The sequence below is a fragment of the Streptomyces hoynatensis genome (genome assembly GCF_003626535.1).
Classification (GTDB): Bacteria; Actinomycetota; Actinomycetes; order Streptomycetales; family Streptomycetaceae; genus Streptomyces; species Streptomyces hoynatensis.
The window spans coordinates 374,539-392,171 of the sequence record NZ_RBAL01000002.1 but is presented as its reverse complement, the minus strand read 5'-3'; the positions used below and the strand labels follow the sequence as shown (position 1 = coordinate 392,171).

At 76.0% G+C, this 17,633-nt stretch carries 18 protein-coding genes; 5 read left to right on the top strand and 13 right to left on the bottom strand.

All coding sequences use genetic code 11. The annotated features are described in order from the left end of the window. Positions 1–30: 30 nt before the first annotated feature. Positions 31–888, top strand: coding sequence for a helix-turn-helix transcriptional regulator (locus D7294_RS05215; RefSeq protein WP_120675950.1), 858 nt, complete (start codon positions 31–33; stop codon positions 886–888). Between the two features lie 100 nt (positions 889–988). Here the strand turns inward: D7294_RS05215 and D7294_RS05210 are convergent, their stop codons facing one another. After that, positions 989–2,011: an NADPH:quinone reductase gene (locus tag D7294_RS05210; RefSeq protein WP_120675948.1), complete on the bottom strand. Its 1,023-nt coding sequence runs from the start codon at positions 2,009–2,011 to the stop codon at positions 989–991. Further along, positions 2,008–2,583 (bottom strand): TetR/AcrR family transcriptional regulator, encoded by a 576-nt coding sequence (locus tag D7294_RS05205; RefSeq protein WP_120675946.1) that lies wholly within the window; start codon positions 2,581–2,583, stop codon positions 2,008–2,010. The genes D7294_RS05210 and D7294_RS05205 overlap by 4 nt, the downstream gene beginning before the upstream one ends. Positions 2,584–2,832: 249 nt before the next feature. Here D7294_RS05205 and D7294_RS05200 point away from each other — a divergent pair, with 249 nt between their 5' ends. Continuing rightward, a complete protein-coding gene (locus D7294_RS05200) occupies positions 2,833–4,065 on the top strand; it encodes an MFS transporter (RefSeq protein WP_120676251.1) in 1,233 nt (410 codons plus the stop codon). Between the two features lie 92 nt (positions 4,066–4,157). Here the strand turns inward: D7294_RS05200 and D7294_RS05195 are convergent, their stop codons facing one another. Beyond that, positions 4,158–4,751 (bottom strand): TMEM165/GDT1 family protein, encoded by a 594-nt coding sequence (locus D7294_RS05195; RefSeq protein WP_120675944.1) that lies wholly within the window; start codon positions 4,749–4,751, stop codon positions 4,158–4,160. Between the two features lie 566 nt (positions 4,752–5,317). On the opposite strand from D7294_RS05195, the gene D7294_RS05190 reads away from it, so the two are divergent. Next, positions 5,318–5,938: a DedA family protein gene (locus D7294_RS05190; protein WP_422070655.1), complete on the top strand. Its 621-nt coding sequence runs from the start codon at positions 5,318–5,320 to the stop codon at positions 5,936–5,938. A gap of 105 nt (positions 5,939–6,043) precedes the next feature. Here D7294_RS05190 and D7294_RS05185 read toward each other — a convergent pair whose 3' ends face one another. The 3 genes from D7294_RS05185 to D7294_RS05175 form a co-directional block, all read right to left on the bottom strand. Then, positions 6,044–7,570 carry a DHA2 family efflux MFS transporter permease subunit gene (locus D7294_RS05185; RefSeq protein WP_241562110.1) on the bottom strand — a complete coding sequence of 509 codons (1,527 nt, stop codon included), beginning with the start codon at positions 7,568–7,570 and terminating at the stop codon, positions 6,044–6,046. Next, positions 7,543–8,073, bottom strand: a complete 531-nt coding sequence (locus D7294_RS05180) for a PadR family transcriptional regulator (RefSeq protein ID WP_277751066.1) — start codon at positions 8,071–8,073, stop codon at positions 7,543–7,545. Before D7294_RS05180 ends, D7294_RS05185 begins: the two co-directional genes overlap by 28 nt. Before the next feature lie 376 nt (positions 8,074–8,449). Further along, a complete protein-coding gene (locus D7294_RS05175; RefSeq protein ID WP_422070654.1) occupies positions 8,450–9,280 on the bottom strand; it encodes an SAM-dependent methyltransferase in 831 nt (276 codons plus the stop codon). A gap of 278 nt (positions 9,281–9,558) precedes the next feature. Here D7294_RS05175 and D7294_RS05170 point away from each other — a divergent pair, with 278 nt between their 5' ends. After that, positions 9,559–9,792, top strand: coding sequence for a hypothetical protein (locus D7294_RS05170; RefSeq protein ID WP_120675938.1), 234 nt, complete (start codon positions 9,559–9,561; stop codon positions 9,790–9,792). 68 nt (positions 9,793–9,860) lie between these two features. Here D7294_RS05170 and D7294_RS05165 read toward each other — a convergent pair whose 3' ends face one another. The 7 genes from D7294_RS05165 to D7294_RS05135 form a co-directional block, all read right to left on the bottom strand. After that, positions 9,861–10,763, bottom strand: a complete 903-nt coding sequence (locus D7294_RS05165; protein ID WP_120675935.1) for an aminoglycoside adenylyltransferase domain-containing protein — start codon at positions 10,761–10,763, stop codon at positions 9,861–9,863. A gap of 199 nt (positions 10,764–10,962) precedes the next feature. Further along, complete coding sequence (locus D7294_RS05160; RefSeq protein WP_174248278.1) at positions 10,963–11,391, bottom strand: carboxymuconolactone decarboxylase family protein; 429 nt, start codon at positions 11,389–11,391, stop codon at positions 10,963–10,965. Between the two features lie 182 nt (positions 11,392–11,573). Further along, the gene (locus D7294_RS05155) at positions 11,574–11,990 is read right to left on the bottom strand and encodes a MerR family transcriptional regulator (RefSeq protein WP_120675931.1); all 417 of its coding nucleotides are present in this window, start codon (positions 11,988–11,990) and stop codon (positions 11,574–11,576) included. A gap of 143 nt (positions 11,991–12,133) precedes the next feature. Further along, positions 12,134–13,432, bottom strand: a complete 1,299-nt coding sequence (gene thrS, locus D7294_RS05150) for a threonine--tRNA ligase (RefSeq protein ID WP_338325613.1) — start codon at positions 13,430–13,432, stop codon at positions 12,134–12,136. A 195-nt stretch (positions 13,433–13,627) separates the two neighbouring features. Further along, a complete protein-coding gene (locus D7294_RS05145) occupies positions 13,628–14,407 on the bottom strand; it encodes an aminotransferase class IV (RefSeq protein WP_120675928.1) in 780 nt (259 codons plus the stop codon). A gap of 77 nt (positions 14,408–14,484) precedes the next feature. Beyond that, entirely contained in the window at positions 14,485–14,952 is a 468-nt protein-coding gene (locus D7294_RS05140; protein WP_120675926.1) for a hypothetical protein, read from the bottom strand. A 257-nt stretch (positions 14,953–15,209) separates the two neighbouring features. Then, positions 15,210–15,953, bottom strand: coding sequence for a TetR/AcrR family transcriptional regulator C-terminal domain-containing protein (locus tag D7294_RS05135; RefSeq protein ID WP_206619462.1), 744 nt, complete (start codon positions 15,951–15,953; stop codon positions 15,210–15,212). A gap of 102 nt (positions 15,954–16,055) precedes the next feature. On the opposite strand from D7294_RS05135, the gene D7294_RS05130 reads away from it, so the two are divergent. Then, entirely contained in the window at positions 16,056–17,633 is a 1,578-nt protein-coding gene (locus tag D7294_RS05130; RefSeq protein ID WP_120675924.1) for an FAD-dependent monooxygenase, read from the top strand.

Below are 17,633 nucleotides of genomic sequence, written 5' to 3'. Positions count from 1 at the left end.
GGCGCGGCGGGCGCCGCGCACACTTGCGGCATGGACAGAAGGGAACTGGCGGCCTTCCTGCGCAGCAGGCGCGAACGGCTCACCCCGGCCGACCTGGGGCTGCCCGCCGGGCCGCGCCGCCGCACCCCGGGGCTGCGCCGGGAGGAGGTGGCGCACCTGGCGTACATCTCGACCGAGTACTACACGCGGCTCGAACAGGCCCGCGCCCCGCGCCCCTCCCGGGAGGTGCTGGCCCAGCTCGCCCGCGCCCTGCGCCTGACGGACGCGGAACGCGCGCACCTGCACCACCTCGCGGGCGCCCCGCCAGGACCCCCGCCAGGGCCCTCGCGCGAGATCCGGCCGAGCATCGCCGACCTGCTGGAACGCCTGCCGCAGACGGCGGCCCTCGTGGTTTCGGCCACCTACGAGGTCCTCGCGTGGAACCCGCTGGCCGCCGCCCTCCTGGAGGACTTCTCCGCGCTGCCCCGGCGGGAGCGCAACCTGATCCGCCGCGCCTTCCTCGGGCCCGCCCCAGGGGGCGGGCGGCTGTACGGCATCGCGGAGGGGGACGCGGACGCCTTCGCCCGCTCCGCGGCCAGGCAGCTGCGGGCCACCGCGGCCCGCTACCCGCGCGATCCGGAGGTGGCCGCCCTGGTCGCCGAACTGCGCGCCGGCAGCGAGGAGTTCGCCGAGCTGTGGGACTCGCACAACGTGACGGCGGGGCCCGTGCTCTGCAAGACCTTCCACCATCCGCTCGTCGGCCGCGTCGCCGTCAACTGCGACGTGCTGGACATCGCCGACCGCGACCAGCGGCTCATCCTGTACACCGCCACCCCCGGCTCCCCCGCCGAGGAGGCCCTGCGGCTGCTGTCCGTCGTGGGCACCCAGCGGCTGGACGTCCCGGGCTGACCCGGCCGTCCCAGGCCCGGCACCGCGGGAAGGCCCCGGCCCACCCGGCGCGCGGGCCCGGCCGCACCGGGCGGGCCGCCCGGCGGGGCCGGGGCGCGGGTCAGGCCCCGGCGACGTCCACCAGGACCTTGCCGACCGCGCCGCCCTCCACCGCCCGGTGGGCCTCGGCGGTGCGGTCCAGCGGAAAGCGCAGCAGCGGCAGGCCGTGCTCCTCACCGACCGGCAGCGCCCCGTCGCGGACCGCGGCGGCCACGTCCGCGACGGCCGCCGCGCGGGCCTCGGGGCCCGCCGTGTAGAGAACCAGGAACTGCAGGCGGGTGTTCAGCACCAGGTGCCGCAGCACGTCGAGTTCGACCGGCCCGCCCCCCTCGTTGGCGTAGGTCGCGATGGTGCCCCGCGCCCGCAGCACGGCCAGGTCGAGCCCCAGGTTCGCGCCGAGCGCCACCTCGGCGACGAGGTCGACGCCGTCGGGGGCGAGGCGGCGGATCCCGGCCGCCGGGTCGCCCTCGCGGTAGTTGACCACGTGGTGGGCCCCGGCCGCGGCGGCCAGGCGCGCCTTGGCCGGGCCGCTGACCGTGGTGAGCACCGTGGCGCCCGCCCACCGGGCCAGCTGGATCACCGCGTGCCCGACCGCCCCGGCCCCGCCCGCGGCGAGCACCACCCGGCCCTTGAGCGCCCCGGGCCCGAGCCGCCGCGGCCCGTCCTCGGCGACGGTGAGCGCGCGGTGCGCGGTGAGCGCGGGAACGCCGAGCGAGGCGCCGAGGTCGAAGCCGGCCCCGGCGGGCAGCGGCACGGCCCGCTCCCCGGGCACGACGGCGAACTCGGCCGCGGTGCCGGTGGGCCGCCCGGCGGCGGCCATGAACAGCCAGACCCGCTCGCCGATCCGGCCGCTCGCGACCCCCTCGCCGACGGCGTCGATCGTTCCCGCGCCGTCGAGGTGCGGGGTGACCTCGGGGAACTGCTTGGGGTGGCCGACGCCGGAACGGGCCTGCCAGTCGGTCGGGTTGACCCCGGAGACGGCGATCCGGACGCGTACCTCGCCGGGTCCTGGCGCGGGCGGGTCGCGGTCGACCAGCCGCAGCACGTCGGGGCCGCCGTTGTCGCGGTAGACGATGGCCTTCATGGGGTGTCCTCCGAGGTCGGCGGGGCGGATGGGGCCGGCGGGCGCAGGGCGGCGTACAGCAGCTCCGCCTGGTAGAGCGCCATGAGCCGGTGGGCGATCGAGGCGGCCTGCTCCCGGGCGGCGGCAGGCTCGATCCCCTCGGCCCTGGTCAGCCAGGCCGTGACGCAGTCGTGCAGCAGCGCGCGCATCCGGTCGGTCAGGTCGGTGACGATGGCGCACATCGCGGGGTCGGTGGTGGCCTCGCCCCAGGTCTGCACGCCGACCCTGGCCTCGGCGGGGTCGATCGCGGCGACGAGGCGGGCGAGCAGTTCGTCCGGGGCGGGCGGGATCTCCTGCGCGGCGTACGCGCCGAGGACGTCGGCGCGCCTGGCCAGCACCTCGCGGGCGGCGGCCCGCACCAGGTCGGCCTTGTTGCGGTAGTGCGCGTAGATGGAGCCGGCCGAGAGGCCGGACTCGGCGGTGATGTCGGCGATCGAGGTGCTCTCCAGGCCGTTGCGGCCGAAGCAGCGCACGGCGGCCTCGGCGATCTGGGCGCGCCTGAGTTCCCTGCGCGCGTCGGTGAGCCGCGGCATCACACCCCCCGAAGAGACCCCACAGGGACCCCAGAGACCCCGAAGGGCCCCCAAAGAGAATTTCCGTTCTGCTTACGCCAACTCACCCTAACAGAAGGCCCGTTCTGTTTGTGCGGCCGGCCGCGCGCGGGAGGGGCAGGCCGCGCGGGGGCCGGGCGAGGGGGGCCGCACCCCCCGGCCTTGCCCGGTCCGGGCGGCCCGGCCCATGATGTTTGCGTGAACATCGGACGCGGCCAGGCCGCGCGCCGGATGCCGGCGGCGCTGGTGGCGCTCGCCCTCGGCAGCTTCGGCATCGGCCTGACCGAGTTCGTGATCGCGGGCCTGCTGCCCCAGGTGGGCCGCGACCTGGACGTCTCCGAGGCCGCGGCCGGGTGGCTGATCTCGGGGTACGCCCTGAGCGTCGCGATCGGCGCGATCGCGCTGACCGCCGCCACCACCCGCCTGCACCGCAAGACCGCCCTCGTCGGCCTCGTGGCCCTCTTCGTCCTCGGCAACCTGCTGTCCGCCCTGGCCCCCTCCTACGCCGTGGCCCTGCTCGGCCGCGTCGTGGCCGCCCTGTGCCACGGTTCCTTCTTCGGCATCGGCTCGCTCGTCGCCCGCCGCCTGGTGCCCCCGGAGCGCGCCTCGCGCGCCGTCGCCGTGATGTTCTCCGGGCTGACGGTCGCCAACGTGCTGGGCGTGCCCTTCGGCGCCCTGGTCGGCGAACGCTGGGGCTGGCGCGCCACGTTCTGGGCGATCACCGCCTTCGGCGTGCTGGCCCTGGCCGCGCTGCTGCTGTGCGTCCCGGCCTGGGCGGGCGAGGTGGACCCGGCGCACCGGGCGGCCCGGCTGCGCCCCCAGCTGCGGGCCTTCCGCTCCTGGCAGGTCTGGCTGACCCTGGCCGCCACCGGCCTCGGCTACGGCGGCATGTTCGGGGCCTTCAGCTACCTCGCGTACACCTTCACCGAGGTCACCGGCTTCTTTGACACCGACGTCGCCTGGCTGCTCGTCGTCTACGGCGGCGGCCTGGTGACCGGCAACCTCGCCGGGGGCCGGGCAGCCGACCGCGACCGCGACCGCACGCTGCTCGCCGTCCTGGCCGGACTCGCCGCCACGCTCGCGGCGTTCGGGCTGCTGGCCGAGGGGCGGGCCGCGTCGGTGGTGCTGGTCTTCCTGATGGGCGGGTTCGGCTTCGCCGCCGTCCCCGGCATGCTCACCCGGGTCACGGACGCCGCGGGCGGCGCGCCGCTCGCCGCCGGCGCCAACGTCTCGGCCTCCAACGTCGGCAACGCGCTGGGCGCCTGGCTCGGCGGCCTCGCGATCGGCGCGGGCCTCGGCTACACCGCGCCGCTGTACGTGGGCGCCGCGCTCGTGACCCTGGGCCTGGCCGTGATGGCGGTCGCCGCCCGCATCGAAGGCGCCGCAACCCCGCCGCCGGGCCCCGCCCTTCCGGCCGGCCGGGCCGGCCGCGAGCGGCAGCGCCGCCCGGCCACCCGCCGCTAGCCAGGGGCGCCGGGCCCCGCCCCGGGGTCCCGGCCCGCCCCGGCCCGGCACGCCTCCCGGCCCGCCCCGGCCCGCCCCGGCGGGCCGCGCGCTCAGCCCGCGATCGCCTCGTAGGTGCTGAACCCGGCCAGGGCCAGCATCACCACCGCGGCCACCCGCGTGATCAGGCGCAGCGGGACGCGCCGCATGAGGGCGCGCCCGCCCGCGATGCCCAGGCCCGCCACCGCCCACAGCGCGAGGACGGCGCCGATGGCGACGGACACCGGGTCCTCGTAGCGGGCGGCCAGGTTGGCGGTCATGATCTGGGTGATGTCGCCGAACTCGGCGACGAGGATGAGCATGAAGCCGCTGCCCGCCACCCGCCAGAACGACGGGTCGGCGGGCGCCTTCACCTCTTCCTCGCCCTCCTCCTCGCTCTTGCGCGCCTCCCGGAACAACAGCACGGCCCCGGCCAGGAAGAGCACGGCGACCACGGCCTGCAGGGGCCGCCGCGGCAGCAGGGTGAGCACGCTGCCCGCGGCCACCGCGAGCGCCACGTGCAGCACGAAGGCCGCGGCCACCCCGGCGAAGACGTAACTCGCGCGGTAGCGGGTGCCGAGGACGAGACCGGCCAGCGCGGTCTTGTCGGGGAGTTCGGCCAGGAAGATGACGCCGAAGACGACGGCGGCGACGCTGATACTGAACACGCTGATCCCTCGTGGGTCCCTCAACTCGGGCCACCGCCCGGGGAGTTCACAAGGATCGCGAAACCTCGGCACGGCAGCGCTCAACAACACTGCGGCCGAAGGTCTCGCCGGCGGACGCGCGCGGCGTCCGCTCCGGGCGCCGGGCCCGCCGCCCGAGGCGGCCGGCCAGTATGTCGACGGTCCGGCGGGGGCTACTCCCCTTCAGTCCCGGTCACTCTACAGGAGGCCCGCCCCGGCCCGATCGGCCGAGCGGATTACGCCGTGGGGATGACTCGGGTACCGTCGACGGTACCAAGGGCCCCTCCCGTCCGCCCGCGGCCCGGCGCATACTGCTCCGGTCGGCACCTCGCCGGCACGTGGCAGCAGGCGCCGGAGGGCGGCGCGTGGCCGCCTTTGAGACGTCCGCCACAGGCACCCGCGTGCATGGGCTCAAGGGCCCGGGCGTACGCTTTACGGCGGAACCAGGACAGTCAACCGCGCGTCTCTTGCGGACACGCGAACGGGCGCCGCCGCGGAAGCGCCCGGCAAGGGCCGGCAGGGGAACGGGGAAGACAGTGCAGGACACCTTGGGGACGCTTCTTTACGCCCCCTGGATCTACGTGATCGTCGCGGTGTCCATTCTGCTCGACGTTTTCGTCCCCCTGCTGCCGAGCGGCGCCCTGGTGGTGACCGCGGCCACCGCCGCGGCCGGCACCGCCGCGGACGTCGCGGGGCTGCCCGCGCCGAGCCCGAATCCCCACCTGCCGCAGCTGTTCCTGCTGGTGGTGTGCGCCACCACGGCCTCCATCGTCGGCGACATGCTCGCCTACTCCGCCGCCCTGCACGGCGGCCGCCGCTTCGGCGACTCCATCGTGCGCTCCCGGCGGCTGTCCGCCGCGGCGCAGCGCCTTGACCTGGCGCTGACGCGGGGCGGCGGCCCGCTCGTGGTGCTGGCGAGATTCGCGCCCGCGGGGCGCGCCGTGGTCAGCCTCGGCGCCGGGGTCACCCGCCGCCGCAAGCGCGAGTTCCTGCCCTGGTCGGCGCTCGCGGCCGTGGTGTGGACCGGCTACAGCGTGGGCGTGGGCTACCTCGGGGGCCAGCTGCTCGGCGCGAGCTGGTTCAGCACGGGGCTCTCCCTGCTCGCCCTGCTGGCCGCGGGCGTCTTCGCGGTGCGGCTGCTGCGTCGGGCCCCCGCGCCGGTGGCGTGACCGCCGGGCACGCGAGCCCGCAGCATCCCTCACGCGTCTGCCACGCGCTGTCCTCGCGCGTCTCTCACGCGCTTCCCGGCCCCCCGCGATGCGGCGGGCCGTTCCTCACTTCCGCTGTGCGGCGGCCGGCTCCCGGTCCTGCGGGGCGGCCGGACGGGCGCCGCGCGGGGAGGGGGCGGTGAAGCACAGCACCGCGGCGAGCCCGATGAGCAGCACGGCCGCGGGCAGCAGCATCGACTGCGACATCGCGTCGCTGAACGGGCCCTGCAGGAAGTCGGGCAGTCGCTCGCTGCCGCCCGCCATGGGCTCCCCGGAGAAGCCGCCCGCGTCGCCGCCGCTGGGCAGCTGGGCGGCCAGCCGGTTCTCCATCAGCGCCGAGATGCTCGCGCTGCCGAGGACGGCGCCGATCTGCCGGGTGGTGTTGTAGATGCCGGCGCCCGCGCCCGCCTGGTGCATCGGCAGGTTGCGGGTGGCGGTGGTGCCCAGCGGCGCCCACATGAAGGCGTTGGCCACGCCGAGCAGCGCGATCGGCAGCAGGACCTGCCAGACCGGGGTGTCGGGGTTGGCCACCAGGCTCAGCCACAGCAGGGAGGCAGGGAAGGCGGCCAGGCCGATGCCGGTCAGCCGCCGCGGGTGCAGGCGGTCGGTGAGCGTGCCGACCCAGGGCGCGAGGCCGCCGGATATCAGCGCCATCGGCACCAGCAGCAGCGCCGACTGGGTCGGGCTGTAGCCGCGCACCAGCTGGGCCCACAGCATCAGCGGGAAGGCCATGGCGGTGATCGAGAAGCCGACGGTGGTGATGGCCACGTTGGCCAGGCTGAAGTTGCGGTCCCGGAACAGGCTGAGCGGGATCAGCGGCTCGCCCGTGTTGCGGGCCTGCCAGTACAGGAACCCGGCGAGCACCACGACGCCCGCGATGATCAGGCCCCAGACGGAGATGGGGCCGTTGATGGTGCCCCAGTCGTAGGTCTGGCCCTCCTGGATGCCGAAGACCAGCAGGAACATGCCGACGCCGCTGAGGACGACGCCGAGGAGGTCGAAGCGGTGCGGGTGGGTCTCCAGGACGGGCACCAGCCGCGCGGCGAGCACGAAGCCGACGATGCCGACCGGCACGTTGATGAAGAAGATCCACTCCCAGCCGAGGGTGTCGACGAGGGTGCCGCCCAGGATCGGGCCGACCAGGGTGGCGATGCCGGCGACGGCGCCCCACAGGCTCATCGCCCGGCCGCGCTGGTCGGCCGGGAAGGTGCGGGTGATGACGGCCATGGTCTGCGGCGTCATCAGCGCGGCGCCGAGGCCCTGGAAGACGCGGGCGGTGATCAGCTGCTCGATGCTGCCGGTGAGGCCGCACCACAGCGAGGCGAGGGTGAAGAGGGCCAGGCCGCCCAGGTAGAGGTTCTTGGGGCCGAAGCGGTCGCCGAGCCGGCCGGTGACCAGCAGCGGCACGGCGTAGGCGAGCAGGTAGGCGCTGGTCACCCAGACGACGGCGTTGACGTCCGCGTCGAGACCTTCCATGATCGCGGGCATGGCGACCGAGACGATGGTCGAGTCGACAAGGATCATGAAGAAGCCCAGTACCAGCGCCCACAGCGCCGGCCAGGGACTTACGGGTTTGTGGTCTCCGAGGGCCACGGAATCTCCTTGCTCTCAAGTCGGGTGATGAGGGTGCGAATCCAGTCGAGTTCCGCGGCCTGCACGGTGCGCAGGTAGTCCACGGCGAACCAGTAGGCCTCGGGAACGTCCCTGGACCTGACCGCCGCGAGCAGTTCGTCCTTCGTCTCGATCTGCGCGGCCAGCTGTTCCGCCCGGCACGCGAGGTGCCGCAGGACCTGCGCCAACGGCAGGTTGTGCGCCTCGCTGAGCGCCACGGGGAATTGCGGGTACTCGTTGACCGGCGCCCCGAGCATCGTGCTGACGGCCTCCTGCAGCGCCTCCCGGCCCGCCTCGGTGATCGCGTAGGTCGTCCGCTCGGGGCGGTTGCCCGAGCGTTCGGTGCCCACGGGCTCCGCCAGGCCGTCGGCGGCGAGCCGTTCGACGGTGCGGTAGAGCGAGCCGGGGTTGACCTTGACGATGCTGTCCTCGCGCCGCTCCTTGAGCAAGGAGTACAGCTCGTAGGGGTGCATCGGACGCTCCACGAGGAGGGCCAGGCAGGCGACGCAGAGGGACGTGTGGCTGTGAATGGGGAACTCCTGGGATCAGCATCAGCCCGAACGAATTATTCCGAGTGGAATAGTAACGTGGGCCCGAGCCTCACCCGCCGTGGAATGCGGCGGCGGCGCCGGTGACGGTCGTCACAGTGCCCGCCGCCGGGGACGACTCCCGGGGCGGGCGCGGGCGCGCGGCGACCCGCGCACGGGGAGACGCGCGCCGGGCGCGTACGGCATGGGTGACAAGGACGCGCACCGGGCGCGTACGGGATGCGTGAGGACGCGGCGGGGCGCGTAACGGGCCCAGCGCCCGCCGGAGCGCGCCGGCGCCCGCGGCCCCGCGCCCCCGCTCCCCCGGCCGCCGCTACGCGAGGCGGCCGATGCCCCCGTACCAGGAGACGTCGGCGTGCGAGGGGCGTTCCGACTCGGGCTCGGTGGCCCGCCAGTCGGAGACGACCTGCACGCCCGGCTCGACGAGTTCGAGCCCCGCGAAGAAGGCGGAGAACTGCGCGCGGGTGCGCAGCGTCAGCGGCACGCCCTGGGAGCGGTAGGCGCGCTGGACGCCCATCGCGGCCTCGGGCGCGATGTCCGCGGTGGCGTGCGAGAGGATGAAGTGACTCCCCGCGGGGACGGCCTCGCGCAGCGTGCGCACGATCCCGGCCGGGTCCTCCTCGTCGCCGACGAAGTGCAGCACGGCCACCGCCAGGACGCCGACGGGCTCCGAGAAGTCGATCAGCTCGCGGGTCTTGGGGTGGGCGAGCACGGCCCCGGGGTCGCGGATGTCGCCCTGCACGACCGCGGTGCGCTCGTCGGTGGCCAGCAGCGCCGAGCCGTGGACCAGGACGATGGGGTCGTTGTCCACGTAGACGACGCGGGCGCCGGGGTCGCTGCGCTGGGCGACCTGGTGGACGTTCTCCGCCGTGGGCAGGCCGGAACCGAGGTCGAGGAACTGGCGGATGCCGATCTCCTCCACCAGGTAACGCACCGCGCGCCCGAGGAACTTGCGGTTCTCCCTGGCCGCGATCCGCAGCATGGGGAAGGAGCCGAGGGCCTTCTCGGCCGCCTCGCCGTCGACCGTGTAGTGGTCCTTGCCGCCCAGCAGGTAGTCGTACATCCGCGCCGAGTGCGGCTGATCCGTCCGCAGGTCGATCCCGGAGGAACCGGCCCAGGAGTCGTCGTCTTTGCTGCCCACCACGCCACTCCACTCCACCACGCGACTTGTCGATCAACTCCCGCAAGCCTAACCGCAGTTCGAACCACTGTCAGGGCGAAGCCCCTGCGGCCCCCGACACACCCCCCGCCTCGGCCGCCCCGCGCGGCCCCACCGCACTGGACAGCGAAAGCCAGAGCCTGGCGGCGACGGCCAGGTTCGCCGCGGGCCTCGGGGGCGGGGAGGGCGGCGCGGGCGAACCGCCGGGCCATCGTGGAGGGGATCCCGCGCAGGCACGCCAACATGCCGCTGTTCCCGGGCACGTGCTGTACCCCTTCGCCTCCGCCATGCCCGGCCTCGCCGCGCTGCGGCCCCTGGCCGGCAAGCTGGTCCCCGCGGCGGGGCACGACTCGCGCGCGCAGGTCCCGCGGTACGGCCCGATCGCCGCGCTCGCGGAACGTCTGGGCCCGGAGCCGGCGGAGTTCCCCGGCGGCCACGTCGGCGCGGCGGAACACCCGGCCGAGTTCGCGGACCGCCTGCTGACGGTCCTGGGCTGACGCCCCCGGGCGCGCGCGCCCGGGGCACGCGCCCGGGGCACGCGCCTTCCCGGGCCGGGGCGGGCGGCTCAGCGGCGTTCCGCGTCGGCGATCACCTCCAGGACGAACGCGCCGGTGTGCCGGATGCGCCGGGCCGGGTCGGCGAGTTCAGGCCCGAGCCCGGCCGGTTCCGGCTCGCCGCGGCGCCGGGCCAGCGCGAGGCGGATCAGCGGGTGCCAGCGGCCGGGGAGGGCGCCGAGGGCGTACTCCCCCGCCGCCTCCTTGGAGATCACCTCGCCGGTGGCGAGGGTGTGGTGCAGGCGGGGCGGCCCCAGGGTGCCCCAGACCGTGGCGTGGCCGGCCAGGAGGCGGGCCGGGAGCCGCGGCCCCCGGCCCCTGCGGCCCGCCAAGGCGCCCGCGCGCTCGCCCGCCCGTTCGCCCGGGAGTCCGTACATGAGCGCCCACTCGCCCCAACGGCGCCAGTAGCCGCGCAGGTTGCCGAGGTTCCACTCCCGCAGCCGCCCCGGCTCCGGGTCGAGGCCGAGGGCCGCAGGCTCGGGGCCGCGCAGCGCCACGCCCCGCTCCCGCAGCACCTGCCACATCACCGGGTTCACGTCGAAGGCGGCGCCGCGGCGGAAGGAGTGCCCCGTGTGCGAGGCGATCGGGCGGATCTCGGTGACGGGCCTGCCGAGTTCGGCGGCGGGGACGAAGGCGCCGTTCATCGTGCCGGGGACGCCCGGCCTGGCCCGCAGCACCGCCCGCGCCACGGCCGTGGCGTTGCCCACCGGGTGCAGCAGCCGCAGCCGCCGCAGCTCGGGATCGCCGAACTCCCCCTCCGTCACGGCGACGAAGTCCACGTCGCTGCGGCCCGGGCGCCACGCGCCGAGCGCGGCCGAGCCCACCAGGTAGAAGCCGCCGATCCGGCCGGGCAGCAGCCGGTCGGCGGTGGCGAGGTAGCGGCGGGCCAGGCGCAGGGCGTCGGGGTGCGGCATGCGGGGAGTGTGCCACGCGGCCCCGGCGCGCGGGGGGCTCGGGGCGCGGGCGGGTTCGGCGCGCCGGGCGGCGCGCCGGGCGGCGCGCGGGGCGGCGCGCGGGGCGGCGCGGAGGGCGGGTTCGGCGTGGGGGCGGACGCGGGGCGCGGGCGGGACGCGGGGCGGCGTGGTGCAGCGCGCGGCGGGCTCGGCGCGCGGGTCAGCGCGCCGCGGGCGCCGCGGGCTCGGCGGACTCGGCGGGCGCCGCGGGCTCGGCGGACTCGGCCGGGGCCACGGGCAGCAGGCCGCGTTCGGCGAAGACCTTCCTGGCGGCGAGGGTGGCGTTCAGCGCCCTCGGTATGCCGCAGTAGACGGCGGAGTGCAGCAGTGCCTCGACGATCTCCTCCGGGGTGAGGCCCACGTTGAGGGCGGCGTTGACGTGGACGTCGAGCTGCGGTTCGCAGCCGCCGAGCGCCGTGAGGGCGCCGAGGGTGACCAGCTGCCGTTCGCGGGGGGCGAGCGCGGGACGGTCGTAGATCTCGCCGAAGGCCCAGGCCACGATCTGGTGGCCGAGCTCGGGCGAGACCTCGGCGAGCGCGTCCACGACCCGCCGGCCCGCCTCCCCGTCGACCCGGGAGAGGACGGCCATGCCCCGCTCGTAACGCGCGCGGCGGGCGCCGGCGGCGGTGGCGGCGGGGCCGCCGGCGGCGGTGGCGGCGGGGCCGCCGGCCTCGGTGGTGGCGGTGGCCTCGGTGGTGGCGGACCAGGTGGCGGGCCCCGTCGCGGGAGTGGCGGCGTCGGCGTCGGTGCGGGCGGTGGCGGGGGTGGTGCTCATGAGGGGTCCGTTTCCTGCTGCCGGGCGAGCAGCTGTGCGTAGTGGCTGATCTTCTCGTCGAGGGCCTGGGCGTTGCGCTCCAGGGCGCGCATCCGGTCGGCGAGCACGGCCCGGTGCGCGCGCAGCAGCGCCAGCCGGTCGGCGACGGTCGCGTCCCCGGCGGCCCTGAGCCCGGCGTAGCGCTGCATGTCGGCGATCGGCATGCCGGTCTCGCGCAGCCGGAGCAGGAACTCCAGCCACACCAGGTCGGCCGCGGCGTACCGGCGCTGGTTGCCCCCCGTGCGGCCGATCCGCTGGATCAGTCCCGCCTTCTCGTAGTAGCGCAGGGTGTCGGGCGAGAGCCCGGTGCGCTCGGCGACCTGGCCGATGGTGAGCGTCCGCTCCCGCCGGGGGAGGGCGTGTGCGCTGGTCATGGCTCAAGCCTGCAACCTGGAGCCGACTCCAGGTCAAGGGTGAGCCACGTCACGCCCGGCCGCCCGCCCGGCCGCCCGGCCGCCCCCGGCGCGGCCGATCCCGCCTCCCCCGGCGCAGCCGCTCCCGCCTCCCCCGGCGGCCTTCAGGACTGCCCCGGCTCCCGGCCCGCCCTCCCCGCCACCTCGTCGCCGTCCTCCCACAGCCAGGGCCGGTGGGCCCCGGCCAGCGCGCGCACCCGGTCGAGGACCTCGCCCGCGGGGCGCGGGGCGAGGCGGCGGCCGTCGCGCAGCCGCAGCGCGACCTGCCCCGCCGCCGCCTCCCGCGGCCCGATCACCGCCTGGTACGGGACCAGCCTGGCCTCCCGCACCCGGGCGCCGAGGCTGCCGCGCTCAGCACCGAACACCTCGGCGCGCAGGCCGAGTTCGGCGCAGCGCGCGGCCAGCGCCAGGGCCTGCGGCTCCTCGGCATCGCCGACCGGCAGCACGGCCACCTGGAGGGGCGCGAGCCAGGGCGGGAAGGCGCCGCCGTGCGCCTCAAGCAGGTGCGCGACCGCGCGCTCCACGCTGCCGACGACGCTGCGGTGCACCATCACCGGGCGGTGGCGCCGGCCGTCGGGGCCGACGTAGGCGAGGCGGAAGCGTTCCGGCTGGAGGAAGTCGACCTGCACGGTGGACAGGGTGGATTCACGCCCGGCGGCGTCGGCGACCTGCACGTCGATCTTGGGCCCGTAGAACGCGGCCTCGCCCGCGCCCTCCTCGTAGGGGAGCCCGAGTTCCTCCAGGACCCCGCGCAGCATGCCGGTGGCCCGCCGCCAGTCCTCGGGAGCCGCCGCGTACTTCCCGCCCGCGCCGGGCAGGGAGAGCCGGTGGCGGACGGGGCTGATGTCCATGGCCCGGTAGGCGCGCCCGATCAGCTCCAGGGCGCCGCGCGCCTCGTCCGCGACCTGGTCCACGGTGCAGAAGATGTGGGCGTCGTTGAGCTGGATCGCCCGGACCCGGGTGAGCCCGCCGAGGACCCCGGACAGCTCCGAGCGGTACATCGGCCCCAACTCTGCGATCCGCAGCGGCAGTTCCCGGTGACTTCGGGACCTGGACCGGTAGATCACGGCATGGTGGGGGCACAGGCTGGGACGCAGCACGAGCTGCTCCCCGCCCAGGTTCATGGGCGGGAACATGTCCTCGCTGTAGTGCGCCCAGTGCCCGGAGATCTCGTACAGCTCGCGCTTGCCGAGCACGGGCGAGTACACGTGCCGGTAACCTGCGGCGCGCTCGGCGGCGCGCACGTACTCCTCCAGCGCGTGCCGGACGGCCGCCCCGTCGGGCAGCCAGTAGGGCAGTCCCGCGCCGATCAGCGGGTCGGTGCCGAACAGGCCGAGCTCACGGCCGAGTTTCCTGTGGTCGGGCATCGTGGTCTCCTCGCGTAGGGGGCGAGAACCACGCAGCGACAAGCCCCGGGGCGCTCGCCCCGGGGCTCGTTGGTTTCAGGCAACTGTCAGCGCGCCGGGACACTCTCCGGCGTCGTCGTCATCGCGGCACGCTTCACACCCCCACGCTAACACCGCGGTTCCCGCCCGCGCGCCGTGGTTTTCCCGGTCGCCCGGTGGCGGGGGCCGGGCGGGCCGGGGGTGTGGGGTGGGTCAGGCCAGGGGTTCGGTGGGGTGGGAGGCGTAGGCGGCGCGCAGGGTGGCGAAGGCCGGGAGGTCCTCGGCCAGTTGGGCGGCACCGATGGCGCGGATCGGGCGGATGCCGAAGGCCGCGTTGGTGGCGAACGCGCCCCGGATGCCGTCCAGGCGGGTGGTGACGGGCGCGACCGTGTAGTCGTGGGCCTCCTGCAGCAGGCCCATGGTGACGCCGGGCAGCACCTCGGCCTTCGGCCACACCACGTTGCCCTCCGCGTCGACGAAGCCGGCGTTCCAGGTGGCGCCCTCGTGGATCAGCCCCGACTGGTCGGCGAACAGCGCGTCGTCGAAGCCGTTGCGCCGCGCGGCCCGCCGTTCGTGCAGGGCGCCGAACAGGCCCACGTGCTTGACGGCCGGCAGCTCGCGCACGAAGGTGCGGCACTCCACCCGCAGCGGCGGCGGGTCGGCGGGAGGGGCCTCGCGCGTGGTGATCAGGACCCGCGGCCGCGGCTCCCCGGCCGGATCGCCGGCGCCAAGGGCCGGGTCGTAGACGGTGACGCGCAGCAGGAAGGAGCCGCCGCGGCCGTGCGCCGCCCTGGCCGCCAGCTCACGCACCCGGTCGGGGTCGAGGGCGACGCCGAAGGCGACGTGGCAGTCCCGCACCAGCCGCTCCAGGTGCAGGGCCAGGCCCCGCACCCGGCCCTCGTCCACGCGTAGGGAGGTGAAGTGGCCGTAGTTGGTGAGGGCCAGGGCCTGGAGGTCCTCGGCCCGGGCGGGGGCGCCGTCGAGTTGAGCCATGGCCGTCAGTGTGGCAGGAGGGGCCAGAGGTGTGTGGCGAACCCGCGGAAAGTCCCGCGGGCACCGCCGTCCCGGGCTCAGATCTCCTGGGGCAGGTCGAAGTCCTTGCCCGGCGACTGCCCGGCGCGGGCCGCCCGGACGAAGGGCACGAAGATCCGCGCCCCGCTGTGGAAGTGGAGGCCGAAGCCGCGGGTGCTGCCCGGCTGCTCGCGGTCGGAGTAGCAGTACACGCCGGCCAGTTCGCGGTTGCCGGCGTTGTTCAGCAGCGCGGACAGGTAGTGCTCGGCGTCGGCGATGCGGATCCTGGCGCCGAGTTCCGGCACGGGCACCGGCTCGGGCGCGTCCTTCTCCACCGGCTCCTCGGGCTGGTCGTACGTGTCGCCGTCGCGGGCCTGGGCGTTGATCGCGTGCCAGAGCCGGGAGCCGCCCGGCAGGGTGACGACGATCCCCAGGGGCCGCTTCGTCTTCTCCTCCCACGGCTCGGCGGCCAGTCCCGCCGCCTGGTAGGTGTCGAGGGCGAACTGCTGGAAACGTTGCGGGCGCATGGGTGGTTCCTCTCAGGTCGCGGCGGTTGTGCAGTGTAGGAGAGCGGCCGGACAGCCCCGGCCGACGGGCACGGCACCCGGCCGGCGCGGGCACGGGCACCCGGCCGGCGCGGGCACGGGCCGGGAGGGCGCGGGAACGCTGCTGGGGCGGAGGCGTGGGGGGCGGAGGGTGCGCGCCTGGCCGGTTGCGCGCGGGCCTGCGCGCCCGGCGCGCGGTGGCGCCCGCCGCGCGCACGCGGCGATGCGCGCCCGGCGCGTCAGGTCGCCGGCCGCCCGCGCACGCTCGCGTCGTCCGGCCGGGCGCCCTCGGGGAGTTCGGGGAGTTCGGCCGCCTCGGGGAGTTCGGCCGCGAGGCCGGCCAGCACGACGCGAAGACCGCGGGCGAACCCCGCGTCCGCATCGCCGTCGAAGAGCTCGCCCAGCACCCCGGCGACCAGCGGAAAGCGCCCGGGGTCGACGGCGTCCCGGGCGCGGTCCGGCTCGTAGGGGCTCTCGCCCTCCGGGTAGTCGAGCCCCTGCCTGGCCTGCTCCTCGATGGTGAACCCGACGGTGTAGTGCAGGAGCACGGGAAACAGCCGCGCGGCGCGCTCCGGCGCGTACCCGGCGTCCTGGAGGGTGCGCAGGATCAGTTCGATCACCCGGAACGTGGTCGGGCCGCCCACGGAGGTGCCGGCGAACACCCGGGCCCCGTCCCGGTAGCGCAGCATGGTCCGGCGCAGCCGGGTGGCCAGGGCGGCGGCCCACTCCTGCCAGTCCTCGCCGCGCCTTGGTCCCTCCACGCCCGCGACCGCCTCCTCGAACATGAGGGCGGCCATCGCGTCGAGCAGCTCCCGCTTGTTCCTCAGGTGCCAGTACAGCGTGGCCGCCCGCACGTCGAGCCGCTTGGCCAGTTCGCGCATGGTCAGGCCGTCGAGGCCGCCCTCGTTCAGCAGGCCGAGCGCGGCCCGCGCGATCGTCTCGGGGCTCAGCCTCCGGCCGCCCCTGCTCCCGTTCTCCGCCACGGTTGACACCCTAACAGCGTTAGTGCTTCCCTAACGCCGTACGGTTGTTCTCTAACAGCGTTAGGTATCCGGCCCGGGCCGGACACGAAGGAGCTGAGGACGATGGCGAGGGTGCTGATCGCGGGCGGCGGGCCCACCGGACTGATGCTGGCCGCCGAACTGCGGCTGGCCGGGGTGGAGGTGCGGGTCCTGGACCGGCTGCCGGGCCGCACCGGCGAGTCCAGGGCGGGCGGCCTGCACCCGCGCACCCTCGAAGTCCTCGACCAGCGCGGCGCGCTCGAACCCTTCCTCGCCACCGGCACCGCCAGGCAACTCGCCCACTTCTCCGCGCTGCCGCTCGACTTCTCCGGCCTGGCCACCCGCCACCCGCACTCGCTGCTGATCCTCCAGGCCGAGGTGGAGCGGCTGCTGGAGGACCGGCTCGCCGGCCTGGGCGTGCGGGTGCGCTGGTCCGCGGAGATCGTGGGCCTGCGGCAGGACGCGAACGGCGTGGTGGCCGAGGTGCGCGGCCCGGACGGCACCGAACTCCTGGCCGCCGACTACCTCGTCGGCTGCGACGGCGGGCGCAGCACGGTCCGCAGGCTGGCCGGGATCGACTTCCCCGGCACCCCCGCCACGCTCAGCTCGCTGATCGGGGACGTGGAGCTGTCCGAGCCGCCCGCCGAGTGGATCGCCGAGGAGCGCCGGGAGCAGGGCCGGTTCTCCGTCTTCGGCTTCAGGCCCGGCTGGTACCGCGTCACCGTCACCGAGTACGACCGGGTCACCGACCGCGGCGCGCCCGCGGGCCTGGCCGAGCTGCGCGAGGCCGCGCTCCGGGTCGCGGGCACCGACTTCGGCATGCACAGCCCCCGCTGGACCTCCCGGTTCAACGACGCCGCCCGGCAGGCCGCCGCCTACCGCGCCGGGCGGGTGCTGCTCGCGGGCGACGCGGCGCACATCCACTTCCCGGCCGGCGGCCAGGGCCTCAACCTCGGCGTGCAGGACGCCGTCAACCTCGGCTGGAAGCTCGCCCTGGTCGCCCGCGGCCTGGCCCCCGAGCGCCTCCTGGACACCTACCAGGCGGAACGCCACCCCGTCGCCCGCCGGGTGCTGGACAACACCAGGGCCCAGACCGCCCTCGGCAGGCCCGGCCCCCACACCACCGCGCTGCGCGAGGTCCTCGCCGGCCTCCTCGCCGACGAGGCGCCCATGAGCCGGCTGAGCGGCATGATCAGCGCGCTCGACATCCGCTACCCCCTGGGCGAGGGCCACCCCCTGCTCGGCCGCCGGATGCCGGACCTCGGCCTCACGACCGAACGGGGCGCCACCCGGGTCTACGCGCTGCTCCAGGAGGCACGCCCCGTGCTGCTCCTCCTCGGCGCGGACCACGCGCCCGGCGCGAACCCGGCGCCCGGCGGGGCGCCCACGCCCGGCGTGGACCCGGCGCCCGGCGAGGCGCCTGCGCCCGGTGGGGACTCCGCGCCCGCGCGCGCCGCCCGCGGCTGGGGGGATCGGGTGCGCCTGGTGCGCGCCCGGTGCCCGCGGGAGCGGGTGGAGGTCCCGGGCGCCGGCGAGGTCGCCCTGCCCACGGCCCTGCTGATCCGCCCCGACGGCCACGTCGCCTGGACGGACGCCGCCCCGGCCACCGGGCTGCCCGAGGCGCTGACCACCTGGTGCGGCCCGAGCGGCGTTCGAGTCTGA